Raw genomic sequence first — 24,965 nt, 5'->3', positions numbered from 1 at the left:
CGCAACGCAAAGCGGTGTAGACGACACAAGCCCGGTCAATTGGGCGGGCTTGGCTTTGGGGCTAACTGCGGGCAACCTTGATAGCCTCTGCCTCTTTGATTATCTTTCCCCGTGACAAGCTTTATCTGACTGCTACGCTCGGCACAGCCTCGTCTGACCTGATGCGTGACGAGCCGCTGGTTTTGGTGTGTGCCTATCTCTGAATGTGGCCTGTCCCTGCCCACTGAATCGCCCAGGCTGGTTTAGTCGTGCTGCTTGTCGTCATCGTCAAACAATTGCAACGTGCCGACCGAAATCACCTCGGTGCTGCTGTCGCTATCGTTGTGGATGGCGTGCTTTTGCTGCGGATCAAAGTGCAGCGAGTCGCCGACGGCCAGCACATAGTCACGGCCGTTGACCTGATAGGTGACGGTACCACTCAGCACATAGACAAATTCATCGCCGCTGTGGGCAACTACCTCCGAGCGATAGCCGGGGGGAAGTGTCAGCTTGACGGCATTCAGCACGCTGCCGCTATAGGTGGTGGTCAGTCGTTCGTAGCGCTGCGGCATGTTGGCGACGGTGTAGCTCTGACGCTGGCCTTCGTGCGAGTCGGGGGCGTCCTGGCGCGGGGATTCGAACAGCTCGCTCACCGCTACGCCGACGGCCTGGGCGATGTTGGCCAGTGACGACAGCGACAGGCCGGTGATGTCGCGCTCTGCCTGGGACAGGAAGCCGGCCGACAAGCCGGCTTCTTTGGCTACCTGGACCAGGGTCTTGCCGCTGGCGCGCCGGTAGCGGCGCAGGCGCTGGCCGAGGGTTTCCTCTGACATGGGGGCGGGTTCCTGATGGTGAGGACTGATTGTACGTGAGAATCATTGCCTTGCTGAATAGTAAAATTTTAGTGTGACTAAAAAATACTTGACCCTGTGGTGGCGCAGTCATAGATTGCTGCTTTGGTGTGGACTGGCGACAGGCCAGCAGTGATGAACCGGAGCGGGAGCAGGCGATGACGATAGGCGTGGGTGGGGTGAGTAAGGAGCAGGCACTGGCTGGCTTGCAGGACATGACGCAGGGTGCACAGCCGATCGGGCTGGACGAATACCGTGTACGGCTGGCCAAGGCGCAGGTGTATATGCAGGCCAACGGCATCGCGGCGCTGTATCTGAATGCGGGAACCAGCCTCAACTACTTTACCGGCCTGAAATGGTACGCCAGCGAGCGCATGGTGGGGGCGATCCTGCCGGCGCATGGCGCGCTGGAATTCATCGCGCCCTGGTTCGAGGTCGGCACACTGCACGACTACATGCAGCTGCAGGGCGAGGTGAACGCCTGGCACGAACACGAAAGCCCGTATGCGCTATTTGTAGCGACGCTGGCGCGGTTGGGCATTGCGGCCAACCTTGAGCAGCCGCTGCGCATCGGCATCGACGAAAGTGCGGCGTTTTTCATCGCCGACGGCATCCGCCAGTGTGCCGACGGCTACCAGCTGGTCAACGGCCGCGAGGTGACCGCGCACTGCCGCATGCGCAAGTCGCCGCAGGAAATCGCGCTGATGCAGCGTGCCAAGGACATGACGCTGGCGGTGCACCAGGCTACGGCCGGCATTCTGCATGAGGGCATCACCACCACCGAGGTCGAGGCATTCATTGCCGAGGCGCACCGCCGTGTCGGTGCCACCGGTTCCTACTTCTGCATCGTGCTGTTCGGTGAGGCGACCGCCTATCCGCACGGGGTCAAGAATCCGCAGGTGCTGAAGCCGGGCGACATGGTGCTGATCGATACCGGCTGCACCCTGCACGGCTATATTTCCGACATCACCCGTACCTATGTGTTTGGCGAGCCGGATGTGCGTCAGCGCGAGGTGTGGCAGGCGGAAAAGGCGGCACAGGCGGCGGCCTTCGCGGCGGCGCAGCTGGGCACGCCGTGCGGCGAGGTCGATCTGGCCGCGCGCCGGCAATTGCAGGTCGACGGCTTCGGCCCCGGCTACGCGCTGCCGGGTTTGCCGCACCGTACCGGCCACGGTATCGGCATGGACATTCACGAATGGCCGTACCTGGTGTCCAGCGACCGCACGCCACTGGAAGTCGGCATGTGCTTCAGCAACGAGCCGATGATCTGCATCCCCGGCGAATTCGGGGTGCGACTGGAGGACCACTTCTACATGACGGAGCAGGGGCCGCGCTGGTTTACCCAGCCCAGCCACAGCATCGACGACCCGTTCGGCCTGGCGGTTGCATGCTGATCGCGGAGACGGCGCGGTTGCAGCTGCGCGAGCTGACGCTGGAGGATGCCGAATTCGTGCTGGCGGCACTGAACGACCCCGACTTCGTGCGCAAGGTGATCGATCGTGGTGTGCGCACGCTGGACGACGCCCGCCGCTACCTGCAGGAAGGGCCACTGGCGGCCTACGCGCAGCATGGCCATGCGTTGTGGTGCGTGGTGCGCAAGTCCGATGGTGCGCTGATGGGCTTGTGCGGCATCATCCGCCGCGAGGGGCTGCCGGATCCGGATGTCGGTTACACCTTCCTGCCGCCATATCGCGGCCAGGGGTATGCGCGCGAAGCGGCGCAGGCCAGCCTCGACTACGGTCGCAATGTGCTGCGCCTGCCGCGGATTACCGCCATTGTCGATGCGGCCAACGCAGGCTCGATCCGCGTGCTGGAGGCGATCGGCCTGCGTCACGAGGGCGAGCTGTTCTTCGGCGAGGCGCAAGCGCTCAAATTGCTGTATGCCTGAGCGGGCGGGCAGCTTGTTTTTCTGAAGAGAGATAGCCCGGATGGAAGCCGAAAAGGTTGGCCGCAGCAATGCGGCCAACCTTTTTGTCACTCGAGGGGGGTACGTGCCAGCCACGCCTCGATTCGTTGCGCGCACTGCTCCCAGCGATTGTCCAGCATCATCATGTGGCCGATGTGCGGCAGGATTTCCGGCGTACTGCCGAAGCGTGTCGCGGTCTCGGTGACGTCCTCTGGCGAGATCAGCTGGTCCGCTGCCGCGCCCAGCACCAGGTTGGGCAGCGGGGCGATACGGCGCTGCAGGAATGGCGGCACCAGGGTCATGTCCATGATTGCGCGCTGGCTTTCGGTCTGGCTGTGGTGCGCCACCCAGTCCACCGCGGCGAGGTCGGCATCGTCGGAAAACAGCATGTGCCGCAGTTCGTTCAGCTCCGGCTGGTAGTTACCCTGCTGGAACAGGTTCAGTTGCATGAACAGCTCCGGCGCCTGGGTCATCAGCCGCATGCTGGAACCGGCGAGGCCGCTTGGCGGCACCGAAGCCAGCAACACGGCACCGGGCAGGTCGTGGCGGGTCAGGTATTGCTGCAGCACAAAGCCGCCCATGGAGTGGGCGATCACGATAGGCGGGCGCGGCAGTTGCCGGATCGCCTGCTGCAGGTTGCCGACGTAGTCATCGATGCTGATGGCGGCGAGATAGTCGTGGCCGTCGCTGTCGCCGTGCCCCTCGAAGCTCAGCGCCCAGCAGTCGTAACCGCGCGCGCTGAACCAGGGCATGAAGTGTTGCTGCCAGCAGCTGGCGCTGCTGAAGGCGCCGTGAACAAAAAGCAGGGGGGGCATCGTCGATGCCGCCCCTGCTGCCGGGGTGTGGATCAGTTCAAGTTTGATGGTCAAAGGACTTCCGCTGCGTGGTCTGCCAGGCGCGAGCGTTCGCCGCGCTGCAGGGTAATGTGGCCGGAGTGTTCCCAGCCTTTGAAACGATCAACGACGTAGCTGATGCCGGAACTGCCTTCGGTCAGGTACGGGGTGTCGATCTGACTGATGTTGCCGAGGCAGACCACCTTGGTGCCGGGGCCGGCACGGGTGATCAGCGTTTTCATCTGCTTCGGCGTCAGGTTCTGCGCCTCGTCGATGATCAGGTATTTGTTGAGGAAGGTACGGCCGCGCATGAAATTGAGCGACTTGACCTTGATGCGCGAGCGGATCAGGTCGCGGGTGGCGGCGCGCCCCCAGTCACCACCGTCGTCCTCGCTCTTGTTGAGCACGTCGAGGTTGTCTTCCAGTGCGCCCATCCACGGCAGCATCTTTTCCTCTTCGGTGCCGGGCAAAAAGCCGATGTCCTCGCCGACCGGCACGGTGACACGGGTCATGATGATCTCGCTGTACAGCTTCTGCTCCAGTGTCAGCGCCAGACCCGCGGCCAACGTTAGCAGGGTCTTGCCGGTGCCGGCCTGACCGAGCAGGGTGACGAAGTCGATGTCCGGATTCATCAGCAGGTTCAGCGCGAAATTCTGTTCGCGGTTGCGCGCGACGATGCCCCACACGTTGTTCTTCTGGTGGCTGTAGTCCTTCAGCGTCTCCAGTACCGCTTCCTTGCCATCGAGGCGCAGTACCCGTGCCTGCATCGGCTGCTCGCCTTCCTGCCACAGCAGCTGGTTCAGCAGCAGCTTGGGGGCGTCCGGGCCCTTGAACTGGTAGTAGGTGCGGCCACCCTCCTGCCACGACTTCAGGTCCCGGCCGTTGCGTTCCCAGAAGTCGACGTCTATCTCGCGGGTGCCGCCGTACAACAGGTCGGTGTCTTCCAGCACCTTGTCGTTGAAGTAGTCTTCGGCGTCCAGTCCCAGTGCGCGTGCCTTGATGCGCATATTGATGTCTTTTGACACCAGGATGGCCGGGCGGCTGGTATCAGCCTGCTTCAGCGCCATCACGATGCCGAGGATCTGGTTGTCGGCCTTGCCGACCGGCAGCGAGGAGGGCAGCACCGCGTGCAATGCTTCGGTCTGCAGGCGTAGCTTGCCGCTGGCGGCGTCGCGGCTGGGGGCTTTCAGCGAAATGCCGTCCTCGATGTCGTCGGTGCTGCTGCTGACGATTTCGTCGAGAAAGCGGCTGGCTTGCCGGGCGTTGCGCGCCACTTCCGACATGCCTTTCTTGTGGGTGTCCAGCTCCTCGAGGGTGATGATGGGGATGAATACATCGTGCTCTTCAAAGCGGAACAGGCAGGTCGGGTCATGCAGCAGGACGTTGGTGTCGAGGACGAACAGTTTGCAGACGTTGCTCTTGCTGTGGCTTGCCATGAGAAAGACCCCCTTGTTGAAGCGGGGTCCGGCAGGGTGCCGGACCTGGCGCTTAAAGCGACTTGACGAACGTCAGCACTTCTTCGGCGTGTCCGGGGACTTTCAGTCCGCGCCATTCGCGCAGGATGTCGCCATCGCTATTGATGACAAAAGTGCTGCGTTCTATCCCTCTCACCTGTTTGCCGTACATGTTTTTCAGTTTCATGACACCGAACAGGTTACATACAGTTTCGTCCGGATCGCTGATCAATTCAAATGGCAATTCGTGCTTGACCCTGAAATTCTCGTGCGATTTCAGGCTGTCGCGCGATACGCCGAGGATACGGGCGCCGGCGGCCAGGAATTGCGGATGCAGGTCACGGAAGGCCATCGCCTCGTTGGTGCAGCCTGGGGTGTTGTCCTTCGGGTAGAAGTACAGCACGGTCAGCCCTTGCGGCAGGGTGACGCTCTCGCCGCTGGTGGCGGCGGCGGTGAAGGGGGTGATGCGGGTGGTGTCCATGGTGGTGTCCTCGGGTTTAGCCGTGCGGGCGGCGCAGCAGGGCCAGTACCGCGCCACTACCGCCTTGTTCGATGCGGGTTTCGCAGAAAGCCAGTACATCCGGGTGATGGCTGAGCCAGGCTCTGACCATTTTCGGCAGCACCGGTTCGCCCGGCGAGCTGAGTCCCTTGCCGTGAATCACCCGCACGCATTGGCCCAGGTGGCGGGCGCGATGCAGGAATACGGTCAGCTGCTCATGCGCGGCAAAGCGGTCCAGTCCGTGCAGGTCCAGCTCGGCGCAGACGGGCCAATGCCCGGCGCGCAGTTTCTTCAGGGTGTTGCTCGGCGTGCCGGGACTGCGGTGCTGACTGTCGATTTGTGCAGGCTCGAACCAGCCTATCATCTGGGCGAACAGCGCCTGCTCTGCTTGCGGCGTCAGTGGTGTCTGGCTGGCGCGATGTTGCGGCAGGGGGCGCGGCTTGGGTAGTGGCGGGGTGTAGCAGACGCGGCCATCCTGCTTGAGCGGGCGCACGTCCCGCATCAGCTGGCGGAAGTCCGGCTCGGGCTCAGGGTTGGCCGCAACGGCAACAGGCAAGACCCTCGCGGGTCTTGCCTGTGCTTTGACTGGCTTGAGTTGCTCCTTGAGCGACTTCAATGCAGGCGGGCTCAGTGATCCAGGAAGCGCTCGGCATCCAGAGCTGCCTGGCAGCCGGATGCAGCGCTGGTGATCGCCTGGCGGTAGATGTGGTCCTGCACGTCGCCGGCGGCAAACACGCCCGGTACGCTGGTGGCGGTGGCATTGCCGTCACGGCCGCCGCGGGTCACGATGTAGCCGGTCTCGTCCAGCTCCAGCTGGCCCTTGAAGATGTCAGTGTTCGGCTTGTGGCCGATGGCGATGAACACGCCCATCAGCTTGAGGTCTTCGCTGCTGCCGTCGTTGAACTTCAGGCGGGCGCCGGTCACGCCGCTGTCGTCACCCAGCACTTCGTCCAGATTGGCGTTCAGCTTCAGGCTGATCTTGCCCTCGGCCACGCGTGCGTTCAGCTTGTCGATCATGATCTTTTCGGCGCGGAAGGTGTCGCGGCGATGGATCAGGGTAACGTGCTTGGCGATGTTGGCCAGGTACAGCGCTTCTTCCACGGCGGTGTCGCCACCGCCGACCACGGCGACGTCCTGGTTACGGTAGAAGAAACCGTCGCAGGTGGCGCAGGCGGAGACGCCCTTGCCGGAGAAGGTCTGTTCCGATGGCAGGCCGAGGTATTTGGCCGAGGCGCCGGTGGAAATGATCAGCGCGTCGCAGGTGTATTCACCGGAATCGCCGATCAGGCGGAACGGTCTTTCATCCAGCTTGGCGGTGTGGATGTGATCGAAGATCATTTCGGTGCCGAAGCGCTCGGCGTGCTGCTGGAAGCGCTGCATCAGCTCCGGGCCTTGCACGCCAGCCACATCGGCAGGCCAGTTGTCGACATCGGTGGTGGTCATCAGTTGACCGCCCTGGGCCATGCCGGTGATCAGAACCGGTTTCAGGTTGGCGCGGGCGGCATAGACGGCGGCGGTGTAGCCGGCAGGACCGGAACCGAGGATAAGCAGAGGGCAGTGACGGGTTTGGCTCATGTTTGTCTTTTTCCTGTCTGGCAGAGACGATAGTGCGTATTCTATCAGGAATGGATGACAATTCTGATTGAGTGTTTCAACGCGGCGGATAGTTTACGGTAATCGGAGTTCGGGGGGGCGATGGCGGCAGTTTCGGCGGCAGCAGACAATCAGGTGGCGCAAGTGGCGCAAATCCTGATGCTGAAGAAAACGATGGAGGTCAGCGAGAGTGCGGCGCTGGCCTTGCTGGCGACGGCAACGGATGTCACCGCGCCACAGGGCAACAATCCGCCGCATCTGGGTAACCGTATCGACGTGCAGGCCTGATGCCTCGGCTGATGCGGCAATAAAGAAACGGGAGCCTTGGCTCCCGTTTTTGTGTGCGTGATGACTTGGCTCAGGCTTCGGTGCGGATGCGTGTGCTGCTGCTGGCATCCTGCAGCAAGGACTGGCTGACCTGGTATTGGGTGATGGCCTGTTGCGAGGCGTTGACGGGCACGCGGGCTTCTGCCGGGACCGTGCGTTCGGTGCTGGCGGCTGGGGTGGGCTGTTCCGCGGTGTCACGGCGCGCTTGCGGTTCGTTCAACCGGTTGCCGGGGCTGCGTTCGCTGGCGGCGAGCGTGGTGTTCGGCTCTGGCTGGTTGACGCGGCGCGAGTCGAGCAACTGGGCCTGGAGTGCCTGTTCGGTGTTGCTAACGGCCTGGCTGGGACGGGCGGTCGGCAGTGTACTGGCGGCAACCGCTTCGGCGGCCGGCGCGGGCGCCAGCTGGCTTTCCTGTTGCTGTTCCTGCTGCAGGCGACGCTGTTCCGCGGCCTCGCGCAGTATGCTGGCGCTGCTGCTGGCTGATGCTGCGGAATTAATGGCATCCATGCGGGGTCTCCGTCACGACAAAGGACTATGATTTGCTGTCAAGCATAGCACAACATGCTGATGTTGCTGGAATTGTCGGCAGCCGCCACATCCACAGGCTGAGCGCCGCCCACAGCAGTAACAGCAGGGCGGTAAGCCAGGGTTGTTGCAGTGTGGCATAGATGCTGAAGCTGAATGACAGGGCGACGGTGCCTAGCGCCACGGCCTTGGTTCTGGCGGTCATGCCGTGGTAGCGCTGCCACTGCAGCAGTGGTGGGCCGAGCCGCGGATGGTGGTGTAGCCAGTGCAGCAGCGCTGGGCTGCTGCGGCCGAAGCAGGCGGCGGCCATTAGCACGAAGACGGTGGTCGGCATCACCGGCAGCAGTGCGCCGATCAGTGCCAGCAGCAGGCACAGCCAGCCGGCTACCAGCCACAGCATTCTTTGCAACCGCAGTTTCATGTGGCGATCCCGAAGAGGTCCTGCCTTGATTCAATGCCATCCGCGCACCATTTGCAAGTGCGTGGCGGCCCCGGTTCAGGCGATGACGGTCAGCTCCAGCATGCGGTCGGCCAGCTCGGAGACGGAGAGTTCGCCGTTGTCGTGATACCACTGTACCGTCCAGTGCAGGCTGCCCAGCAGGGTGCGGCGCAGCAGGCGGGTGTCCGGCTTGACCAGTCCGGCGGCGGCGGCTTCGTCCAGTGCATCCTGCCACAAGGCCTCGTAGCGGTCGCGCAGCACGATCAGGCCGGGCTTGGCGGCGGCGGAGACGCTGCGCCATTCGTACAGCATCACTTCCAGCGCGGCCTGGTTGTCACCGAGCAGCGAGTGCAGGTGGACGTGGAACAGTGCCGCCAGTTTTTCGCGCGGAGTCTTGGCGCGGGACAGCGCTGCGGCCAACTGTTCGGTGGTGGCGGTGATGCCCAGCGCCATGACCGCAACCAGGATCTCTTCCTTGGTGCGGAAGTGGTAGAACAGGCTGCCGGATTGCAGGCCGACGGCATTGCCCAGGTCGCGCACGGTGGTGCGCTCGTAGCCCTGGTCGCGGAACAGGCGGGCGGCGGCGCGCACCAGTTCCATGCGGCGGCTGTTGTCTTCGGTGGCGTTTTCTTTGCTCATTATGATGTCGCCGTTTCTTGTGAGGGGCTGGATGGCCGGGGGTCGAGCTGTTTCAGGCAGGCCTGCAGTACCCGTTCCGGCAGCATGTCTTCCAGGCAGCGCATGTGCTGGTATGGGCAGGTGCGCTCGAAGCAGGGACTGCAGTCCAGATTGAGGTTGACGATTTCGGCGTGGTCGCTGAGCGGTGGCGTGAAGTCCGGGCTGGACGAGCCGTAGAGGGCCACCAGCGGAATGTGCAGGGCGGCGGCGACGTGCATCAGGCCGGAGTCGTTGCATACCGCCAGCCTGGCCAGCGCCATCAGGTCGATGGCTTCGTCGAGGCCGGTCTTGCCGCACAGATTGAGCGCCTTACCCTGTGCCAGCCGGCTGATTTCCTCGCCGATGTCCTGGTCCTTGGCCGAGCCGAACAGCCACACCTGATAGCCGCGGCTGTCGAGTGCCGCCGCCAGGGCGGCGAAGTGGCGCGGCGGCCAACGTTTGGCCGGGCCGTATTCGGCGCCGGGGCACATCGCGACTACCGGTTTGTCCAGCGACAAGCCAAGGCGCGCGGCGACAGCCTGCTGGGCAGTCGGTTGCGAGCGGAGACTGGGGTGCGGAATCGGGCGGTGCAGCGCGTGGCGCGGCTCCTCGGCCAGGATGCAGAAACGCTCGACCATGGTCGGCAGCTCTTGCTCGTTCAGCTCGCGGGTGTCGTTGAGCAGGCCATAGCGCAGTTCACCGGTAAAACCGGTGCGCAGCGGAATGCCGGCCAGGAACGGGATCAGCGCCGCCTTGAGCGAATTGGGTAGCACCACCACCTGGTCGAAACCTTCGCGGTGCAGTGCGCGCGCCACGCGCCAGCGCTCGCGCAGGCGCAGTTGGCCATGCCCGAACGGGTTGAGGTGCGCCTTGGCCACTTCCGGCATCCGTGCCAGCAGCGGCAGGGTCCAGGCGGGGGCGAAGACGTGCAGTTCCAGGCCGGGGTGGCGCTCGTGCAGGCGACGGTACAGTGGCTGCGCCATCACGCCGTCACCTACCCAGGAAGGGCCGATTACCAGTAGCTTTTTGATCATGTATCAAGCAAAAAAGGTGCAGCGCAAGCCGCACCTTTGTCCATTGGGCAGAAAGGCTTAGTGGTGGCCGCTAACCGGGCCGGTCAGCTTGTAGTGGGTGCCGCAGTACGGGCACAGGGCCTCGCCGCCGTTTTTCACGATCGGCAGGAATACGCGCGGGTGCGAGTTCCACTTCAGCATCTCCGGTGTCGGGCAGTGCAGCGGCAGGTCTTTTGCCGTGACTTCGATAAAGCGAGCGGTGTTTTCTTTCAGTTCTGCCATGTTTCGGTACTTTCTTGTGTGCCCCTTGCCGGGGCGTCTAGCCAATGGGTTAATCGAGGTAGGTGAGCCAGTGTTGCTTGCCGGCGTCCAGACCCTTGACGCAATCGAAGTAGCGCTTCTGGATCTCGGTGGTGATCGGGCCGCGCTTGCCTTCGCCGATGCTGCGGCGATCCAGCTCGCGGATCGGGGTCACTTCGGCGGCGGTGCCGGTGAAGAATGCTTCGTCGGCGGTATAGACTTCGTCGCGGGTGATGCGTTTTTCGATGATCTGCAAGCCCATCTCCTGCGCCAGTTGCACCACGGTGTCGCGGGTGATGCCCTCCAGTGCGGAGGTCAGGTCTGGGGTGTACAGCTTGCCTTTGCGGACGATGAAGATGTTCTCGCCGGAGCCTTCGGCCACAAAGCCGTCCACGTCCAGCAAAAGCGCCTCGTCGTAGCCGTCTGCCGTCGCCTCGTTGTTGGCGAGGATGGAGTTCATGTAGTTGCCGTTCGCCTTCGCCTTGCACATGGTGATGTTGACGTGGTGGCGGGTGAACGAGCTGGTTTTGACGCGGATGCCTTGCTCCAGTCCTTCCTCGCCGAGGTAGGCACCCCACGGCCAGGCGGCGACGATGACCTGCACGTCGTCCTTTTTCGGCGCGATGCCGAGCTTGCCGGAGCCGTAGAACGCCATCGGGCGGAAGTAGCAGGACTTGAGCTGGTTGGCGCGCACCACGTCGATGTGCGCCTGGTTGATCTGTTCCTTGCTGAACGGCAGGTCCATGCCGAGGATCTTGGCGGAGCGGAACAGGCGGTCGGTATGGTCCTGCAGACGGAAGATGGCCGGGCCCTTCGGTGTTTCGTAGGCGCGCACGCCTTCGAACACGCCCATGCCGTAGTGCAGGGTGTGGGTCAGCACGTGGGTGGTGGCGTTGCGCCAGTCAACCAGTTGTCCGTCGTACCAGATAAAACCGTCGCGATCTGCCATCGACATGATGAATTCTCCGCTGTAGTCCTGTTTTTAATGTGGCGCAATTATAGCGCCGAGTGTTGCGCTTGTGTTTTCAAGCTTCATCCTGCAATGCGCACTGCCACAGCGCCCGCACATGGCGGTAGTCTTCCTGCGGGATGTCGTCGGTGGTCTGGCTGTCGTTGAGCCGCGCCGCGTGCTGCAGTCGCCGGTAGTGGCGATAGGCGCTCTGCCCCTGATTGGCCAGCTCGGCCGGAATCAGGCCAACGTTGGCCGCAGCGCCGAGCAGGGCGATGTTGCCGCTGTTGCGGGTCAGCTCCGGGTACTTGCTGGCGTGCGCCAGGATCAGGAACTGGGTAATGAACTCGACATCGACGATGCCGCCGCGCGCATGCTTGACGTCGGCGTCGCGGGCAGGATGGCTTTCCAGCATCTTGGCGCGCATCGCCAGCACCTCGTCGCGCAGCTGGCCGATGTCGCGCGGCAGGGTCAGCACCTGATGGCGGATGGCCTCGAATTGCTGGCCGATCGCCGCGTCGCCGCAGACAAAGCGGGCGCGGGTCAGTGCCTGGTGCTCCCACAGCCAGGCATCCTTCTGCTGGTACTGGCGGAAGGCGTCGACGCTGCTGACCAAGAGGCCGCTGGTGCCGTTGGGGCGCAGGCGCAGGTCGATGTCGTACAGCGAGCCGGCGGCGGTGACGCTGGTCAGCCAGGTGGTCAGCTTGCGTGCCAGCCGCGAGTACAGCTCGGCGGCGTCCGGGTGGTCGTCGTCGTAGAGGAAGATCACGTCGAGGTCGGAGGCGTAGCCCAGCTCCTTGCCGCCCAGCTTGCCGTAACCGATGATGCTGAAGCGCGGCACCTCGCAGTGGCGCTTGGGCAGGTCCAGCCAGGCGTGGCGCAGCGTGGCGTCCAGCACCATGTCGGCCAGCGCCGACAGCTCGTCGGACAATGCTTCCAGTGTCCACATCCCGGCCAGATCCTGCGCCACCAGGCGGAAGGTCTGCGCGTGCTGGAAGTGGCGCAGGGTATCCATCTGCGCCTCGACGTCACCCTGGCAGTCGGCCAGCTGCTGTTCCAGCTGCGCCGCCAGCTGCGGCCAGTCCGGGCTGGCGTACAGCACGCGCGCATCCAGCAGCTCGTCGAGCAGGATCGGGTGACGGTTGAGGTAGGCCGACACCCAGGCGCTGGCCGAGTACAGCGACGCCAGTCGCTGTAGCGTCTGTGGATACTCCTGCAGTAGCGACAGGTAGGAAGCGCGGCGGCTGATGCTTTCCAGTAAGGTCAGGATGCGCGACAGCGTCAGGTCCGGGTTGTCGAAACCGGCGGCGACCTCGATCAGCGGCGGGATCAGCGCGTCCAGCTTCTTGCGGCTGCTGTCCGGCATCTGCTGGTAGCGTTGGCTGGCGGCGAGGCTGCGCAGCTGGCGCTGCACGTCGGCGGCGTCGTGGTAGCCGAGCTGCTGCAGCGTGGCGCTGATGTCGTTGTCGGCCAGCTCCTGCCACAGCGCCTGCAGCGGATGGGCGGCGGCGCCTTCGGTCGGCAGGAAGAACACCTGCTCGAAGTGGCGGGTGACGCGGCGGCGGTGCTGGTTGAGCGTGTCGAGGAAACCGTGCCAGTCGGCAAAGCCCATGCTGGCGGCGATGCGCTGCCGGTTGTCCTCGCTGGTCGGCAGGTTTTGCGTCTGCTGGTCGTCGAGGTACTGCAGGCGGTGTTCCAGATTGCGCAAAAAGGTGTACGCCTCCAGCAGTTCGCTGACCGTTTCCGGCTCCAGCAGGCGCAACTCGGCCAGCACGGTGTAGGTGTCGCGGGTGCTGCGCAGTTGCAGGCGGCGCTCGCGGCCGCCGCGGATCAGCTGGAACACCTGGGCGATGAATTCCACCTCGCGGATGCCGCCCGGCCCCAGCTTGATGTTTTCCGCCATGTCGCGGCGCGCCACCTCGCGGCGGATCTGCGCGTGCAGCTCGCGCATCGCGCCGTAGGCACCGTAGTCCATGTACTTGCGGTACACGAAGGGGCGCACCAGCTGTGACAGATAGCTGTCGTCGCCGGTCATCACCCGTGCCTTGATCCAGGCGTAGCGTTCCCACTCGCGGCCCTGGCTCAACAGGTAGTTTTCCAGCCCCGCCAGGCTCATCACCAGCGGGCCGGAATCGCCGTACGGGCGCAGACGCATGTCGACGCGGAACACCTGGCCGTCATAGGTGAGGTCGTTGATGGCGCGGATCAGCTCCTTGCCGAGACGGGTGAAGTATTCGTGGTTGGAGGTCTTGCGCTGGCCGTTGGTGTCGCCGTCTTCCGGATAGATGAAGATCAGGTCGATGTCGGAGGACACGTTCAGTTCGAAGCCGCCGAGCTTGCCCATACCGATCACGATCAGCTGCTGCACCTCGCCGCTTTCCTCGCCGATCGGGTCGCCGAACTGCGCCAGGCTGCGCCGTGCCACCGGCAGCGCCTGTTGCACGGCAAAGTCGGCCAGCGCGCTGATGGTGGTGACGACTTCGTGCAGGTCGGCCAGGCCGGCGTGGTCGCGGGTGATCAGCCGTGCCATCACCGCGGCGCGCAGCTGGCGCAGCGCCGGCATCAGCGTGTCGATGCTGTCGAAAGCCGGCCAGTCGGCGAACGCCGTCATTTCCGCCAAGTCAAAACAGTGATCCAGCCTGGCGGCCAACCTTTCGAATTGTTCGGGACGGGCGCCCAGCAGGCGGTCGAGGTAATAACTGAATGCGCGCGCAGAGGCGATGGCGGCGGTATTTGCTGGCATAATGCGCTTTCAACGCTATGACGAAATCGTGACTGACCATTCTACCCCCACTTCCCCGTCCGATGTAACGCCGCCTGACCGCAGCTGGCGCATCCTGCGGACTGCCCGTCGCATCCTGCGTGCCGCCGCCTGGTTACTGGCCGCGGTACTGCTGCTGCTGGCCGTTTCCTTTCTGAGTTTCCGCTTCATCCTGCTGCCGAACCTCGACCGCTTGCGCCCGTATCTGGAGCAGTCGCTGGGTGAGGTCAGCGGCATGGCGATCAAGGTTGGCCGCATCGACGGCGAATGGCTGTGGTGGGCGCCGGTGCTGACTCTGCGCGACGTGCAGGTGCGGCCGGTGTCGCGCGCCAGCGCCATCCGCCTGTCGCGGGTGGAGATGATTCCGGCGTGGAAAAGCTGGCTCTATCTCGAACCGCGGCTGGCCAGCCTGCAGCTGGACGATTTGCAGCTGGCGCTGCAGCGCGACCGCCAGGGACGGCTGAGCCTGAACGGCATCGCGCTGTCCGGTGGCAAGGGCGATAACCGGCTGCTGGACTGGCTGCTGCGCCAGGACAGCATCACGCTGAGCCTGAAACAGCTGAGCTGGCATGATCAGTTGCTGGCCTTGCCGGTGCTGCGGCTGGAAGGGCTGACCCTGCAGCTGCAGGACAATTGGCGCGGCCATCGCCTGCAACTGCACGGCCGGCCGGACAGCCCGCTGCTGCCGGGGCTGTTGCTGGACGCCGGCTGGCAGGGCGGTGCCGTTGCCGACTGGCGGCAATGGCAGGGTGAACTGACGCTGGCGGCCGGCAGCGGCGAGCTGTCGCTGCTCAAGCGCTACTGGCCGACGGCGCCGTTTGCCGGTCAGGGGCGCGCCAGCTCGCGGCTGACGGCTGCGTTTGCCGAAGGCCGCATCACCGCGCTGCAGGGCCGCTGGCAGGTGGATGACGTGTCGCTGGCACTGCAGCGGCGCGATCTGCCCTTGCCGCGGCTGGCGGGCGAGCTGGACTACCGCAGTGCGGCAGCGGGCGAGCACCAGCTGCAGGCCAGCCATCTGACGCTGTCCGGCGAGTTTGGCCCGCTGCTGCGCGACGCGACGGTCGATGCCAAGTGGCACGAGCAGCGCGGCGGCCGCGTGCAGTTGTCCGGGGTGTCGCTGGCGGGGCTGTGGCCTGTGCTGCAGCAACGCATCACCGCGCTGCGCGAGCTGCCGCTGACGGCGCTCGATGGCGAACTGCGCAACACCAGCTGGCAGTGGCAGGGGCCGTGGCGGGCGCCGCGCGATTACCGGCTGAGCACGGCCTTCCGCCAGTTGCGGCCAACCTTGAGCACCAGCCCGACCGTGCAGGGCGGCGTCAACGGCGAGCTGAAGCTGGCGCGTGATGGCGGCGAGCTGTCGCTGTCCGGGCAGGGGCTGACGCTGGCGTGGCCGCAGCAATTGGCCGAGCCGCTGGCATTGCAGCAGCTGGCCGGCCAGCTGCGCTGGCAGCGGCAGGGTCAGGGTTGGCAGTTCACGCTGCCGGCGCTGCGCCTGCAAACGCCTGACCTGAAAGCGGAGCTGAGCGGCGACGGGCGACTGCCGGCGCAGGGCGCGCTGCAGGGCCGGCTGGACATCCGCGTGCCGCAGGTGGCGGTGGCCCGCGTCAGCCGCTACCTGCCGGCGGTGATCGGCCGCAGCACGCTGGACTGGCTGGACATGGCGCTGGTCGGCGGTACGGCGCGCAATGTCAGCGCGCGGGTGGAGGGCGACTTCAGCCGCTTCCCGTTCGGCAATGATGCCGGCGGCCGTTTCGATGTCGATGCCGAGGTGGCCGGCGGCGTGTTGCGCTTCGACCGTGCCTGGCCGGATATCACTGCCATCGACGGCAAGTTAGCGATGCGCAACGACCACGTGCTGGTCGACGCCGCCACGGCGCGTACCGCCGGCGTGGCGCTGCAGGCGGTCAAGGTGCGCCTGCCGGACCTGATGACGCAGCCGGCGCACCTGCTGATCGACGGCCAGGCGCGCGGCGCCCTGCCGCAGATGCTGGCCTACACCCGCAGCAGTCCGGTGGACGGCTGGCTGGGCGGCTTCCTGTCGACCATCGACAGCCAGGGCGAGGCCGCGCTGAAGCTGGGGTTGGACATTCCGCTGTCGGCGCTGCTGCAGAGCAAGGTGCGCGGCGAGGTGAGCCTGCCGGGCAATAGTCTGCAGTTCCGCCAGCTGCCGCTGCCGCCGTTGCAGGCGGTGCGCGGCGTGCTGCAGTTCAACGAGCGCGGCGTGAGCTCACCGGGCATCGGCTTTGCCGCCTTTGGCGGGCAGGGGCGGCTGACCGCGACCCAGCGCCGTGACGACGTGATGCAGTTTGCGGTGCAGGGCGACGCCGCCATCACCCCGGTGCTGCAGCAGTATGTGCCGCTGCTGTCGCCGCTGGTGTCTGGCCGCACGCCGTACCAGGCCAATTTTGACATCAGCAATAATCTCGATGACCTGCAGCTGCTGCTGAGCCTGCGCGGGGTGGCGATCCAGGCGCCGGCGCCGCTGGCCAAGCCGGCCGACGCCGAATGGCCGCTACAGCTGCGCTTGCGGCCAACCTTGCAGGGCTGGCAGCTGGCCTGGCAGCAGCAGGATAGGGCGCAGGGCACGGTGACGCTGGATAGCCACGGTAATCTGCGTGGCGTCGGGGTTGGCGTCGGCGCAGAGGTGCCGGCCAGCCCGCAACAGATCGGCATCGCCATCCGCCAGCCGCAGCTGGACCTGCTGCCGTGGCTGGGCGTGGTGCAGCAACTCGGTACGGTCATCAGTACGGGCGGCGGCACGGCGGAGGGCGCCGGCCTGCCGCTGCAACTGCAGCTGGCGACGCCGCTGTTGCAACTGGGCAGTTACCGGCTGCACGACGTCGACAGCCGCCTCGACTGGCGCGGTGGTGATGCGCCGCTGCAGCTGCAGCTGGACAGTCGCGAGGCCGCCGGCCAGCTGCGCTACCGCGCGGCCGACGGCGGGCGGGTGCAGGCAGAGTTGTCGCGGCTGACGCTGCCGTTGCCGGAAGACAGCGCCGCGGTGGCCGCCGGTGACAGCAGTGCCGGGACGCTGCTGGCCGATGTCAGCGTGCCGGCGCTGGAGCTGGCGGTGGCGCAGCTGTTCTGGGAGCAGCACCAGCTTGGCCAGCTGACGTTGCTGGCCCAGCCGCGCGGCGAGCAGTGGCAGCTGGACAAGGTCACGCTGCAGATGCCGGAAGGGCGCATGCAGGTCACCGGCGTGGCGCCGCGTGAGGGTAGCCGCCAGCCGCAGACGCGGGTCGATGTCGCCTTCGATACCGAGAATGCCGGCGGCGTGCTGACGCGCTTCGGCATCGCCGATGCGCTGTACGGCGGGCGCGGACGGCTGGACGGCCAGCTGACGTGGCCGGGCCGCCTGCACGATTTCGAGCTGGCGCGGCTTGGCGGCCAGCTGCGGCTGGACGTGCGCGACGGCCGCTTTGCCCAGGTCAACCCCGGGGTGGCGCGCTTGCTGGGCATCCTCAGCCTGCAGTCGCTGTCGCGCCGCATCCGGCTGGATTTCACCGACGTGTTCAGCAGCGGCTTTGCCTTTGATGCCATCACCGGCAGCGCTGTCGTCCGCGACGGGGTGTTTGCCTCCGACGATGTGCGCATGACCGGGCCGGCGGCGCAGGTCACCCTGCGCGGCGTGGCCGACTTGCCGCGCAACCAGCAGAACGTGCGCGCCCGCATCACGCCGCACATTTCCGAGAGCGTGTCGCTGCTGGCCGGCGCCACGCTGGTCAACCCGCTGCTGGGGGCGGCGACGCTGCTGACGCAAAAAATATTGCAAGACCCGATTAATCAGGTATTTTCTTTTGAATACCAGATCAGCGGCAGCCTGACCGATCCGCAGGTCAGCAAGGTGGGGGAGAATGTCACCCCCGTGCTGCCGGCCAAGACGCCCTGAGGACCACAGATGAAGACAGCTTTCAAGGTCGCCGCCATCCAGATGGTGTCCACCACCCAGCCGCAACAAAACCTCGATACCGCCGCCCGCCTGGTGGCGCAGGCGGCCGCTGACGGCGCGCAACTGGTGGTGCTGCCGGAGTATTTCTGCCTGATGGGGCGCGAGGAAGGCGACAAGGTGCGCCTGCGCGAGCCGTTCGGCGACGGGCCGATCCAGCAGCAGCTGGCGGCGATGGCGCGCGACAATGGCGTGTGGCTGGTCGGTGGCACCCTGCCGCTGGCCTGCGATGCCGACAACAAGGTGTTGAACAGCCTGTTGCTGTTCGCGCCGGACGGCAGCGTGCACAGCCGCTACGACAAGATCCACCTGTTCGGCTTTACCGGCAACGGCGAGCGCTACTGCGAATCGGACAGCATCGTCGCCGGCAGCCAGCCGCTGCGCGCACAAACGCCGCTGGCCGACATCGCCTTCGGCATCTGCTACGACCTGCGCTTCCCCGAGCTGTTCCGCCAGATGGCGCCGTTTGACCTGCTGGTGTTGCCGGCGGCATTCACCGCGCAGACCGGCGAAGCACACTGGGAGGTGCTGCTGCGCGCCCGCGCCATCGAGAACCAGTGCTACGTGCTGGCCTCGGCACAGGGCGGCAGTCACGAAAACGGCCGCAAGACGCACGGCCAGAGCCTCATCATCGATCCATGGGGGCGCATCGTCGCCCAGCTGGACAAGGGCGAAGGCGTGGTCATCGCCGAGATCGACCCCGAAATCATCAACTCGGTGCGCACCCGGCTACCGGCGCTGTCGCACCGCGTTTTTTCCTGAAAGCAAAAGTCATGAGCAACGCCATTTCCATCGCAGACAGCCTGCTGCTGGCGCCGTACGGCGTCAACGAACAGGTGATCGAGGCCACTCTCGGCCGCATGCTGCAGCATCAGGTCGACTATGCCGACCTGTATTTCCAGTACACGCGCAGCGAAGGCTGGAGCCTGGAAGAGGGCATCGTCAAGGCCGGCAGCTTCAGCATCGACCAGGGTGTCGGCGTGCGCGCGGTATCCGGTGACAAGACCGCGTTTGCCTACTCCGACGACATCAGCGCCTTCGCGCTGGGCGAGGCCGCCGATGCGGTGCGCGCCATCGGCGCCGTCGGCGGCCACGGCAATGCCGGCGCGGTGGGACTGCGCCGCGGCAGCGGCCTGTATCCGGCGATCGACCCGGTCGGCAGCCTGCCGGCCGAGGCCAAGGTGTCGATCCTGGAGCGCATCGAGCGGCTGGCACGCGCCATCGACCCGCGCGTGATCCAGGTGATGGCAGGGTTGGCCGCAGAGTACGACGTGGTCTACGTCGCGCGTCATGACGGCGTGCGCGCCGCCGACGTGCGGCCGCTGGTGCGCATCTCGGTGACGGTGATCGCGGAGCAGGACGGCCGTCGCGAGATGGGCAGCAGTGGCGGCGGTGGCCGTTACGACCTGACGCAGTTTACCGATGCGGTGATCGAGCACCACGCGCAGAAGGCGGTGCAACAGGCGCTGGTCAATCTGGAAGCGCGGCCGGCACCGGCCGGGCAGATGACGGTGGTGCTCGGCTCCGGCTGGCCGGGGGTGCTGTTGCACGAGGCCATCGGTCACGGACTGGAAGGCGACTTCAACCGCAAGGGCACCTCGGCGTTTTCCGGCATGATCGGCCAGCGCGTGGCCGCCGCCGGCGTCACCGTGGTCGATGACGGCACGCTGTCGGCACGCCGCGGCTCGCTGTCGATCGACGATGAAGGCAACGCCACCAACCGCACCATGCTGATCGAGGACGGCATCCTCAAGGGCTATATGCAGGACGCGATGAACTCGCGGCTGATGGGGGTGGCGCCGACCGGCAACGGTCGTCGCGAGTCCTACGCCCACATCCCGATGCCGCGGATGACCAATACCTACATGCTCGGCGGCGACAAGGCGCCGGAAGAGATCATCGCCTCGGTCAAGGACGGCATCTATGCGGCCAACTTCGGCGGCGGCCAGGTCGACATCACCAGCGGCAAGTTCGTGTTCTCCGCTTCCGAGGCGTGGCGCATCGAGAACGGCAAGCTGACCTATCCGGTGAAGGGCGCCACCCTGATCGGCAACGGCCCGGACGTGCTCGGCTACGTGTCGATGATCGGCAACGATCTGGCGCTGGACGAGGGCGTCGGTGTCTGCGGCAAGGAAGGCCAGAGCGTGCCGGTCGGCGTCGGTCAGCCGACGCTGCGCATCGACGGCGGCCTCACCGTCGGCGGCACCGCCTGACAAGGTTGGCCGCAAGCGTGCGGCACGTAGTCAAAACGCCATCGCTCTGCGATGGCGTTTTGCTTTTGTAGCGGGTGTTGCCGGGTAACGCTGGCGCCAGATCATGGCGGCGGATCGCGGCCGGCCGGCGCGCTACGCTGCCGGTGGCGGCAGGCCACGGCGGTAGATCAGGTGGTAGACCAGCGCCACCAGCACGCTGCCGCCGAGGATGTTGCCGGCGATCACCGCCGCCAGATTGCGCAAGAGGCCGGCCACGCCCAGCGCCGGCGAGACCAGCGCCGGCGGCACGCTGTCCTGCAGCAGCATCGCCAGCGGGATCAGATACATATTGGCGATGCTGTGCTCGAAGCCGGCGGCGACAAAGGCCGAAATCGGGAACACGATGGCGACGAACTTGTCGGTGACGCTGCGCCCGGCCATCGCCATCCACACCGCCATGCACACCAGGATATTGCACAGCACCCCTTTCCAGAACAGTGCGGCCAACGGTGCCGCGCACTTGGCGCCGGCCAGCGTGACCACCAGTGCCGCCACGCGGCCATCGTTCATCGCCGGGTGGCTGGACAGCCACACCAGCAACGCCATGCCGGCGGCGCCGGCAAAGTTGGCCGCACACACCACCAGCCAGTTGCGCAGCAGCGCGTAGCTGCTGATGCGGCCATCGGCCCAGGCCATCATCAGCAGGTTGTTGCCGGTAAACAGCTCGGCCCCGGCCACCACCACCAGCAACAGCCCCAAGGAAAACACCACGCCGCCCAGCACGCGGCTGGCGGCAAAGCCCAGCGTGTCGTCGCTCACGACCAGCACGAAATACAGCGCGCCCAGCGAGATGAAAGCCCCGGCCAGCATGCCCAGCAGCACCATCTGCAGCAACGGCAGCCGCGCCTTGCTGACGCCGACCTGCTCGATCTTTTCGGCGATCTGCGCCGGCGAGAAGGCATCAAAACCGTACAGCGCCATGGCTGCTTCCTCTCTTCTTGGCAGTGCTTCAGTCCGCCAGCTTTTCCACCCGCACCGCGGTCAGCTTGTATTCCGGGGAATGCACCAGCCGGTCGCGCACGGCGGAGGTCAGCCGGTTCACGAGCAGGTCCGGGCGGTGGAAGCTGGCAAACAGCTGTCCCGGCTGTTGTGCGTCGCTGATCTGCAGCGGCAGCACCGCGCTGCCGTAGCGGCTGTGGATGCGCACGCGCTCGCCCTGTTGCAGCCCCAGCCTGGCGGCGTCCGCCGGCGCCATGTCCAGCGTGTCCGATGGCCGCAAGAGCGCGTTGCGGCCGCGATAGCTCATGGTGCCGGCGTTGAAGTGGGCCAGCACGCGGCCGGTGACCAGCAGCAGCGGATAGCCGTCATCCGGCTGCTCGCTGCTGGGCAGGAACGGGACACACGCCAGCGTGGCGGTCTGGCTGGTGGCAAACTGCGTGCCGTGCAGCACCGGTGTGCCGGGGTGCTGTTCGTCCGGGCAGGGCCAGTGCAGGCTTTCCTGCGCCAGCCGCGCGTAGCTCAGGCCGGCCCCGGCCGGCCACAGCGCGCGGATCTCGTCCCACACGGCCTGCGGGCCGGCAAAGTCGAAGCCGGTCGGCTGGTCCATGGCGGCGGCCAGGCGGCAGATGATCTGCCAGTCGGGCAGTGCATCGCCGGGTGGCGGCACCACCTGGCGGATGTGCTGCACGCGGCGGTCGGCATTCATGAAGGTGCCATGCTTTTCCAGGAAGGAGGCCGCCGGCAGGAACACGTGGCCGAAGTGGCGTGCGGTTTCGTTGAGGAACAGGTCCTGCACGATGACCAGCTCCAGCTGCGCCAGCGCGGCGGCGGTGGCGGCCTCGTTGGCCAGCGTCAGGTAGATGTCGTAGCCGATGGCCCACAGCGCCTTGAGCCGGCCGTCGCAGGCGGCATCCATCATCTGCATCAGGTCCAGCCCGCGGCTTTTTGGCAGCGGCGTGCCCCAGTGCGCGGCGAAGCGCTCGCCGGCGTCGGCAAACGACTGCGCGCCGGTCAGGGTGGCCGGGTCGCAGCCCATGTGCGCGGCGCCCTGCACGTTGTTCTGTCCGCGCAAGGGGTTGATGCCGCTGCCGGGTTTGCCGAGGTTGCCGCTGAGCAGGGCCAGGTTGATCAGGCACATCACGCCTTCGGTGCCCTGCAGGTGCTCGGTGACGCCCAGGCCGTGCAGGCACATCGCCGGGCCTTGCGTGGCATACAGCCGTGCTGCGGCGCGGATGTCGGCGGCGGCCACACCGCAGCCAGCGGCGACCCGTTCCGGAGTGTAGTCGCGCAGGAAGTCGGCCAGCGCGGCGTAGCCCGTCACCCGCGCGGTGATGAAGTCGCGGTCCAGCAGGTTTTCCTCGATCAGCGTGGCGGCCATCGCGTTGAGCAGCGGCACGTTGTGGCCGGGGCGCACCGCCAGGTGGATGTCGGCCATGGCGGCCAGCTCGGTGCGGCGGGGGTCGATCACCACCAGCCGGGCGCCGCGCAGTACCGCCTGCTTGATGCGGGCGCCGATGACCGGGTGGTTCTCGGTGGGGTTGCAGCCGCACAGCAGCAGGGTGCGCGCCTGCTCGATGTCGTCGAAGTGGTTGGTGGCCGCGCCGGTGCCGAGCATGGTTTTCAGCGCCTTGGCGCTGGGGGTGTGGCAGACGCGGGCGCAGCAGTCGACGTTGTTGCTGCCGATGACCACGCGGGCAAACTTCTGTGCCAGGTAGTTTTCCTCGTTGCTGGCGCGCGCCGAGCCCAGCACGCCGATGGCGTCCGGCCCATGTTGGCCGCGGATGGCCAGCAGGCGGTTGGCGACAAAGCTCAGCGCCTCGTCCCAGCTCACCGGCTGCCACTCGCCGTGCTGCTTGATCATCGGCTGCGTGACGCGGTCGGCGGCGTGGTTGAACTCGAAGCCGTAGCGGCCCTTCAGGCACAGGTGGCCACGGTTCACCGGATGTTGCGCCGGGCGCACCGCCACCACGCGGCCATCGGCACTGCCGGCGTCCATCTGGCAGCCGACGCCGCAGTAGCCGCAGGTGGTGCGCGTCCATTGCTGCACAGCCGTTGCCGGCTTGTCGAACAGCGCGCCGCTGGGGCAGCTGTCGACGCAAGCGCCGCAGCTGACGCAGCCATCGGCCAGCATGCTGTTGCCGTGCGCGGTGGCGATGCGGGTGTGCTTGCCACGCCCCCACGCCGCCCACACGAACTGGCCCTGCACCTCGTCGCAGATGCGCAAGCAGCGCTGGCAGTGGATGCAGCGATCCATGTCGACGCCGATGTAGGGATGGCTGTCGTCGTGAAAGCCGTTGCCGGCCACGTTGCCGCCAGGCTGGATGCGGTACTGGCGCAGCAGGGCATGAAAGGGCAGTTCCGGATGCGCTGCCATCGCGCTGGCAGGGTAGCGCTCGGCCAGTAGTTGCAGATTGCTGCGGCGTAGCGCTTCCAGCGCCGGGGTATGGCTGTGCACCACCATGCCGTCCTCGGCACGGGTGGCGCAGGCGGGCTGTGGCAGCGGCTGGCCGTCGATGGCGACCAGGCAAAGGCGGCAGCCGCCGCTGGGTGCCAGCCGCGCGTCGTGACACAGCTGGGCTACCGGGCTGCCGGTGGCGGCCAGCGCGTCCAGCAGCAGCGTGCCGGCCGGCACGTCATGGGCTTGGCCGTTGAGTATCAGGCGAGGCATGCGCGCAGCTCCTCCGGGTAGTGGCGTTGCAGAGCCTGGGCGAACTCGGCCAGACCGCGGCCATGGCCGCACAGGCTGGCCTGCGCCAGATTGTCCAGCAGCGCCTGGCAGCGGGCGCCGTCGATGGTCTTGCCGTCGGCCGCGGAGGCAAACTGCCGCGCCAGCTCGGCGGCGCCGTAGTGGCAGGGCGTGCACTTGCCGCAGGACTCGCGCGCGCCAAAGCAGAACACCTCGGCCATGATGGCCAGCAGCGGGGTGTCGTCGGCAAAGGCAATCACCCCGCCGTGGCCCACGGCGCAGCTGATGGCGTGCAGCGCCTCGTAATCCAGCGGCGTGTCCAGCAGCGCCGGTGGCACCAGGCCGGCCAGCGGGCCGCCTATCATCAACCCGCGCAGTTGGCCGTGACGCAGCTCCTGTCCCAACTCGTGCACGATGGCCGTCAACGGTAGGCCGAACGGCACCTCGTACAGGCCGGGGCGGTTGAAGCTGGCGTTCAGCGACAGCAGCTTGCTGCCACGGCTGCGGCCAACCCCCAGTGCGGCGTAGGCCGCCGCGCCGTGGCGGATGATCCACGGCACCGCGCACAGGGTTTCCACGTTGTGCAGCAGCGTGGGCTGGCCGTGCAGCCCGTGCGCGGTGATTTGCGGCGGGCGCAGCCGCACCTCCGGGCGCTTGCCTTCCAGCGCATTGAGCAGCGCGGTTTCCTCGCCGCACAGGTAGCTGCCGTCGCCGATGTGCAGCGTCAGCTCGAAATCCGTCCCCAGCCAGTCGGCATCGCGTGCCTGTTGCATCGCGACCTGCAGCACGCGGGCGGCGTGCGGGTATTCCTTGCGCAGGTAGATGACGCCGTGGCGAGCGCCAATCGCCTGCGCCGCGATCAGGCAAGCCTCGATCAGGCAATACGGATCGTCTTCCAGCAGGTAACGGTCGGAAAAGCTGCCGGGGTCGCCTTCATCGGCGTTCACCACCAGGTATTTGCGGCTGCCGCTGGCCGCTGCCGCAGCGCGCCATTTGCGCCCGGCCGGGAAGCCGGCGCCGCCGCGACCACGCAGGCCGCTGTCGTCCAGTGCCTGCAG

General features: G+C 66.2%; 22 protein-coding genes. 6 read left to right on the top strand and 16 right to left on the bottom strand.

Annotation, left to right across the window (positions count from 1 at the left end; all coding sequences use genetic code 11):
• Nucleotides 1–242 precede the first annotated feature (242 nt).
• Nucleotides 243–812, bottom strand: a complete 570-nt coding sequence (locus tag ACG97_RS15555) for a helix-turn-helix domain-containing protein (RefSeq protein ID WP_047968294.1) — start codon at nucleotides 810–812, stop codon at nucleotides 243–245.
• Between the two features lie 176 nt (nucleotides 813–988).
• Between ACG97_RS15555 and ACG97_RS15550 the strand changes: the two genes are divergently transcribed.
• Both ACG97_RS15550 and ACG97_RS15545 read left to right on the top strand, forming a co-directional pair.
• Nucleotides 989–2,224, top strand: a complete 1,236-nt coding sequence (locus ACG97_RS15550) for a Xaa-Pro peptidase family protein (protein WP_047968295.1) — start codon at nucleotides 989–991, stop codon at nucleotides 2,222–2,224.
• The gene (locus ACG97_RS15545) at nucleotides 2,218–2,718 is read left to right on the top strand and encodes a GNAT family N-acetyltransferase (RefSeq protein ID WP_047968293.1); all 501 of its coding nucleotides are present in this window, start codon (nucleotides 2,218–2,220) and stop codon (nucleotides 2,716–2,718) included. The genes ACG97_RS15550 and ACG97_RS15545 overlap by 7 nt, the downstream gene beginning before the upstream one ends.
• Nucleotides 2,719–2,804: 86 nt before the next feature.
• Here ACG97_RS15545 and ACG97_RS15540 read toward each other — a convergent pair whose 3' ends face one another.
• The 5 genes from ACG97_RS15540 to trxB all read right to left on the bottom strand — a co-directional run bounded on the left by ACG97_RS15540 (nucleotide 2,805) and on the right by trxB (nucleotide 7,097).
• Nucleotides 2,805–3,551, bottom strand: coding sequence for an alpha/beta hydrolase (locus ACG97_RS15540; RefSeq protein WP_238377369.1), 747 nt, complete (start codon nucleotides 3,549–3,551; stop codon nucleotides 2,805–2,807).
• 50 nt (nucleotides 3,552–3,601) lie between these two features.
• Nucleotides 3,602–5,005, bottom strand: coding sequence for a PhoH family protein (locus tag ACG97_RS15535; protein ID WP_047968291.1), 1,404 nt, complete (start codon nucleotides 5,003–5,005; stop codon nucleotides 3,602–3,604).
• 52 nt (nucleotides 5,006–5,057) lie between these two features.
• Entirely contained in the window at nucleotides 5,058–5,504 is a 447-nt protein-coding gene (locus tag ACG97_RS15530) for a peroxiredoxin (RefSeq protein ID WP_047968290.1), read from the bottom strand.
• A gap of 16 nt (nucleotides 5,505–5,520) precedes the next feature.
• Entirely contained in the window at nucleotides 5,521–6,078 is a 558-nt protein-coding gene (locus tag ACG97_RS15525; protein ID WP_238377368.1) for a Smr/MutS family protein, read from the bottom strand.
• Between the two features lie 71 nt (nucleotides 6,079–6,149).
• Nucleotides 6,150–7,097: a thioredoxin-disulfide reductase gene (gene trxB / locus ACG97_RS15520; RefSeq protein WP_047968288.1), complete on the bottom strand. Its 948-nt coding sequence runs from the start codon at nucleotides 7,095–7,097 to the stop codon at nucleotides 6,150–6,152.
• Nucleotides 7,098–7,217: 120 nt separating this feature from the next.
• Here trxB and ACG97_RS15515 point away from each other — a divergent pair, with 120 nt between their 5' ends.
• The gene (locus ACG97_RS15515) at nucleotides 7,218–7,403 is read left to right on the top strand and encodes a putative motility protein (protein WP_047968287.1); all 186 of its coding nucleotides are present in this window, start codon (nucleotides 7,218–7,220) and stop codon (nucleotides 7,401–7,403) included.
• A 70-nt stretch (nucleotides 7,404–7,473) separates the two neighbouring features.
• On the opposite strand, the gene ACG97_RS15510 is transcribed toward ACG97_RS15515, so the two are convergent.
• From ACG97_RS15510 to glnE, 7 genes are all read right to left on the bottom strand, one after another.
• The gene (locus tag ACG97_RS15510; RefSeq protein WP_047968286.1) at nucleotides 7,474–7,947 is read right to left on the bottom strand and encodes a hypothetical protein; all 474 of its coding nucleotides are present in this window, start codon (nucleotides 7,945–7,947) and stop codon (nucleotides 7,474–7,476) included.
• A gap of 25 nt (nucleotides 7,948–7,972) precedes the next feature.
• Nucleotides 7,973–8,386, bottom strand: coding sequence for a YbaN family protein (locus ACG97_RS15505; RefSeq protein WP_047968285.1), 414 nt, complete (start codon nucleotides 8,384–8,386; stop codon nucleotides 7,973–7,975).
• 75 nt (nucleotides 8,387–8,461) lie between these two features.
• Nucleotides 8,462–9,043, bottom strand: a complete 582-nt coding sequence (locus ACG97_RS15500) for a TetR/AcrR family transcriptional regulator (protein WP_047968284.1) — start codon at nucleotides 9,041–9,043, stop codon at nucleotides 8,462–8,464.
• Nucleotides 9,043–10,095 (bottom strand): lipopolysaccharide heptosyltransferase II, encoded by a 1,053-nt coding sequence (gene waaF / locus ACG97_RS15495; protein ID WP_047968283.1) that lies wholly within the window; start codon nucleotides 10,093–10,095, stop codon nucleotides 9,043–9,045. Before waaF ends, ACG97_RS15500 begins: the two co-directional genes overlap by 1 nt.
• A 57-nt stretch (nucleotides 10,096–10,152) precedes the next feature.
• Nucleotides 10,153–10,356 (bottom strand): zinc-finger domain-containing protein, encoded by a 204-nt coding sequence (locus ACG97_RS15490; RefSeq protein ID WP_047968282.1) that lies wholly within the window; start codon nucleotides 10,354–10,356, stop codon nucleotides 10,153–10,155.
• 49 nt (nucleotides 10,357–10,405) lie between these two features.
• On the bottom strand, nucleotides 10,406–11,329 hold the full coding sequence (locus ACG97_RS15485) for a branched-chain amino acid transaminase (RefSeq protein ID WP_047968281.1): 924 nt from the start codon (nucleotides 11,327–11,329) through the stop codon (nucleotides 10,406–10,408).
• 70 nt (nucleotides 11,330–11,399) lie between these two features.
• A complete protein-coding gene (gene glnE, locus ACG97_RS15480; protein WP_047968280.1) occupies nucleotides 11,400–14,066 on the bottom strand; it encodes a bifunctional [glutamate--ammonia ligase]-adenylyl-L-tyrosine phosphorylase/[glutamate--ammonia-ligase] adenylyltransferase in 2,667 nt (888 codons plus the stop codon).
• Nucleotides 14,067–14,094: 28 nt separating this feature from the next.
• On the opposite strand from glnE, the gene ACG97_RS15475 reads away from it, so the two are divergent.
• The 3 genes from ACG97_RS15475 to tldD are packed head-to-tail and all read left to right on the top strand — an operon-like array spanning nucleotide 14,095 to nucleotide 20,243.
• Nucleotides 14,095–17,973 (top strand): YhdP family protein, encoded by a 3,879-nt coding sequence (locus tag ACG97_RS15475; protein ID WP_162199017.1) that lies wholly within the window; start codon nucleotides 14,095–14,097, stop codon nucleotides 17,971–17,973.
• Nucleotides 17,974–17,982: 9 nt separating this feature from the next.
• Nucleotides 17,983–18,792: a carbon-nitrogen hydrolase family protein gene (locus tag ACG97_RS15470; RefSeq protein ID WP_047968278.1), complete on the top strand. Its 810-nt coding sequence runs from the start codon at nucleotides 17,983–17,985 to the stop codon at nucleotides 18,790–18,792.
• An 11-nt stretch (nucleotides 18,793–18,803) separates the two neighbouring features.
• Nucleotides 18,804–20,243 carry a metalloprotease TldD gene (gene tldD / locus ACG97_RS15465; protein WP_047968277.1) on the top strand — a complete coding sequence of 480 codons (1,440 nt, stop codon included), beginning with the start codon at nucleotides 18,804–18,806 and terminating at the stop codon, nucleotides 20,241–20,243.
• Between the two features lie 132 nt (nucleotides 20,244–20,375).
• Here tldD and ACG97_RS15460 read toward each other — a convergent pair whose 3' ends face one another.
• The 3 genes from ACG97_RS15460 to ACG97_RS15450 all read right to left on the bottom strand — a co-directional run.
• A complete protein-coding gene (locus ACG97_RS15460; protein ID WP_047968276.1) occupies nucleotides 20,376–21,203 on the bottom strand; it encodes a formate/nitrite transporter family protein in 828 nt (275 codons plus the stop codon).
• A 28-nt stretch (nucleotides 21,204–21,231) separates the two neighbouring features.
• Complete coding sequence (gene fdhF, locus ACG97_RS15455; RefSeq protein ID WP_047968275.1) at nucleotides 21,232–23,889, bottom strand: formate dehydrogenase subunit alpha; 2,658 nt, start codon at nucleotides 23,887–23,889, stop codon at nucleotides 21,232–21,234.
• Nucleotides 23,877–24,965: NADH-ubiquinone oxidoreductase-F iron-sulfur binding region domain-containing protein (locus tag ACG97_RS15450; protein WP_047968274.1), on the bottom strand; the 1,089-nt coding region annotated here is incomplete at its 5' end. The genes ACG97_RS15450 and fdhF, both read right to left, overlap by 13 nt.

It is taken from the genome of Vogesella sp. EB (assembly GCF_001037925.1).
GTDB classification, from domain to species: Bacteria; Pseudomonadota; Gammaproteobacteria; order Burkholderiales; family Chromobacteriaceae; genus Vogesella; species Vogesella indigofera.
Note: the sequence above shows the minus strand (reverse complement) of the source record. Positions and strands in the feature narration are given on the sequence as shown.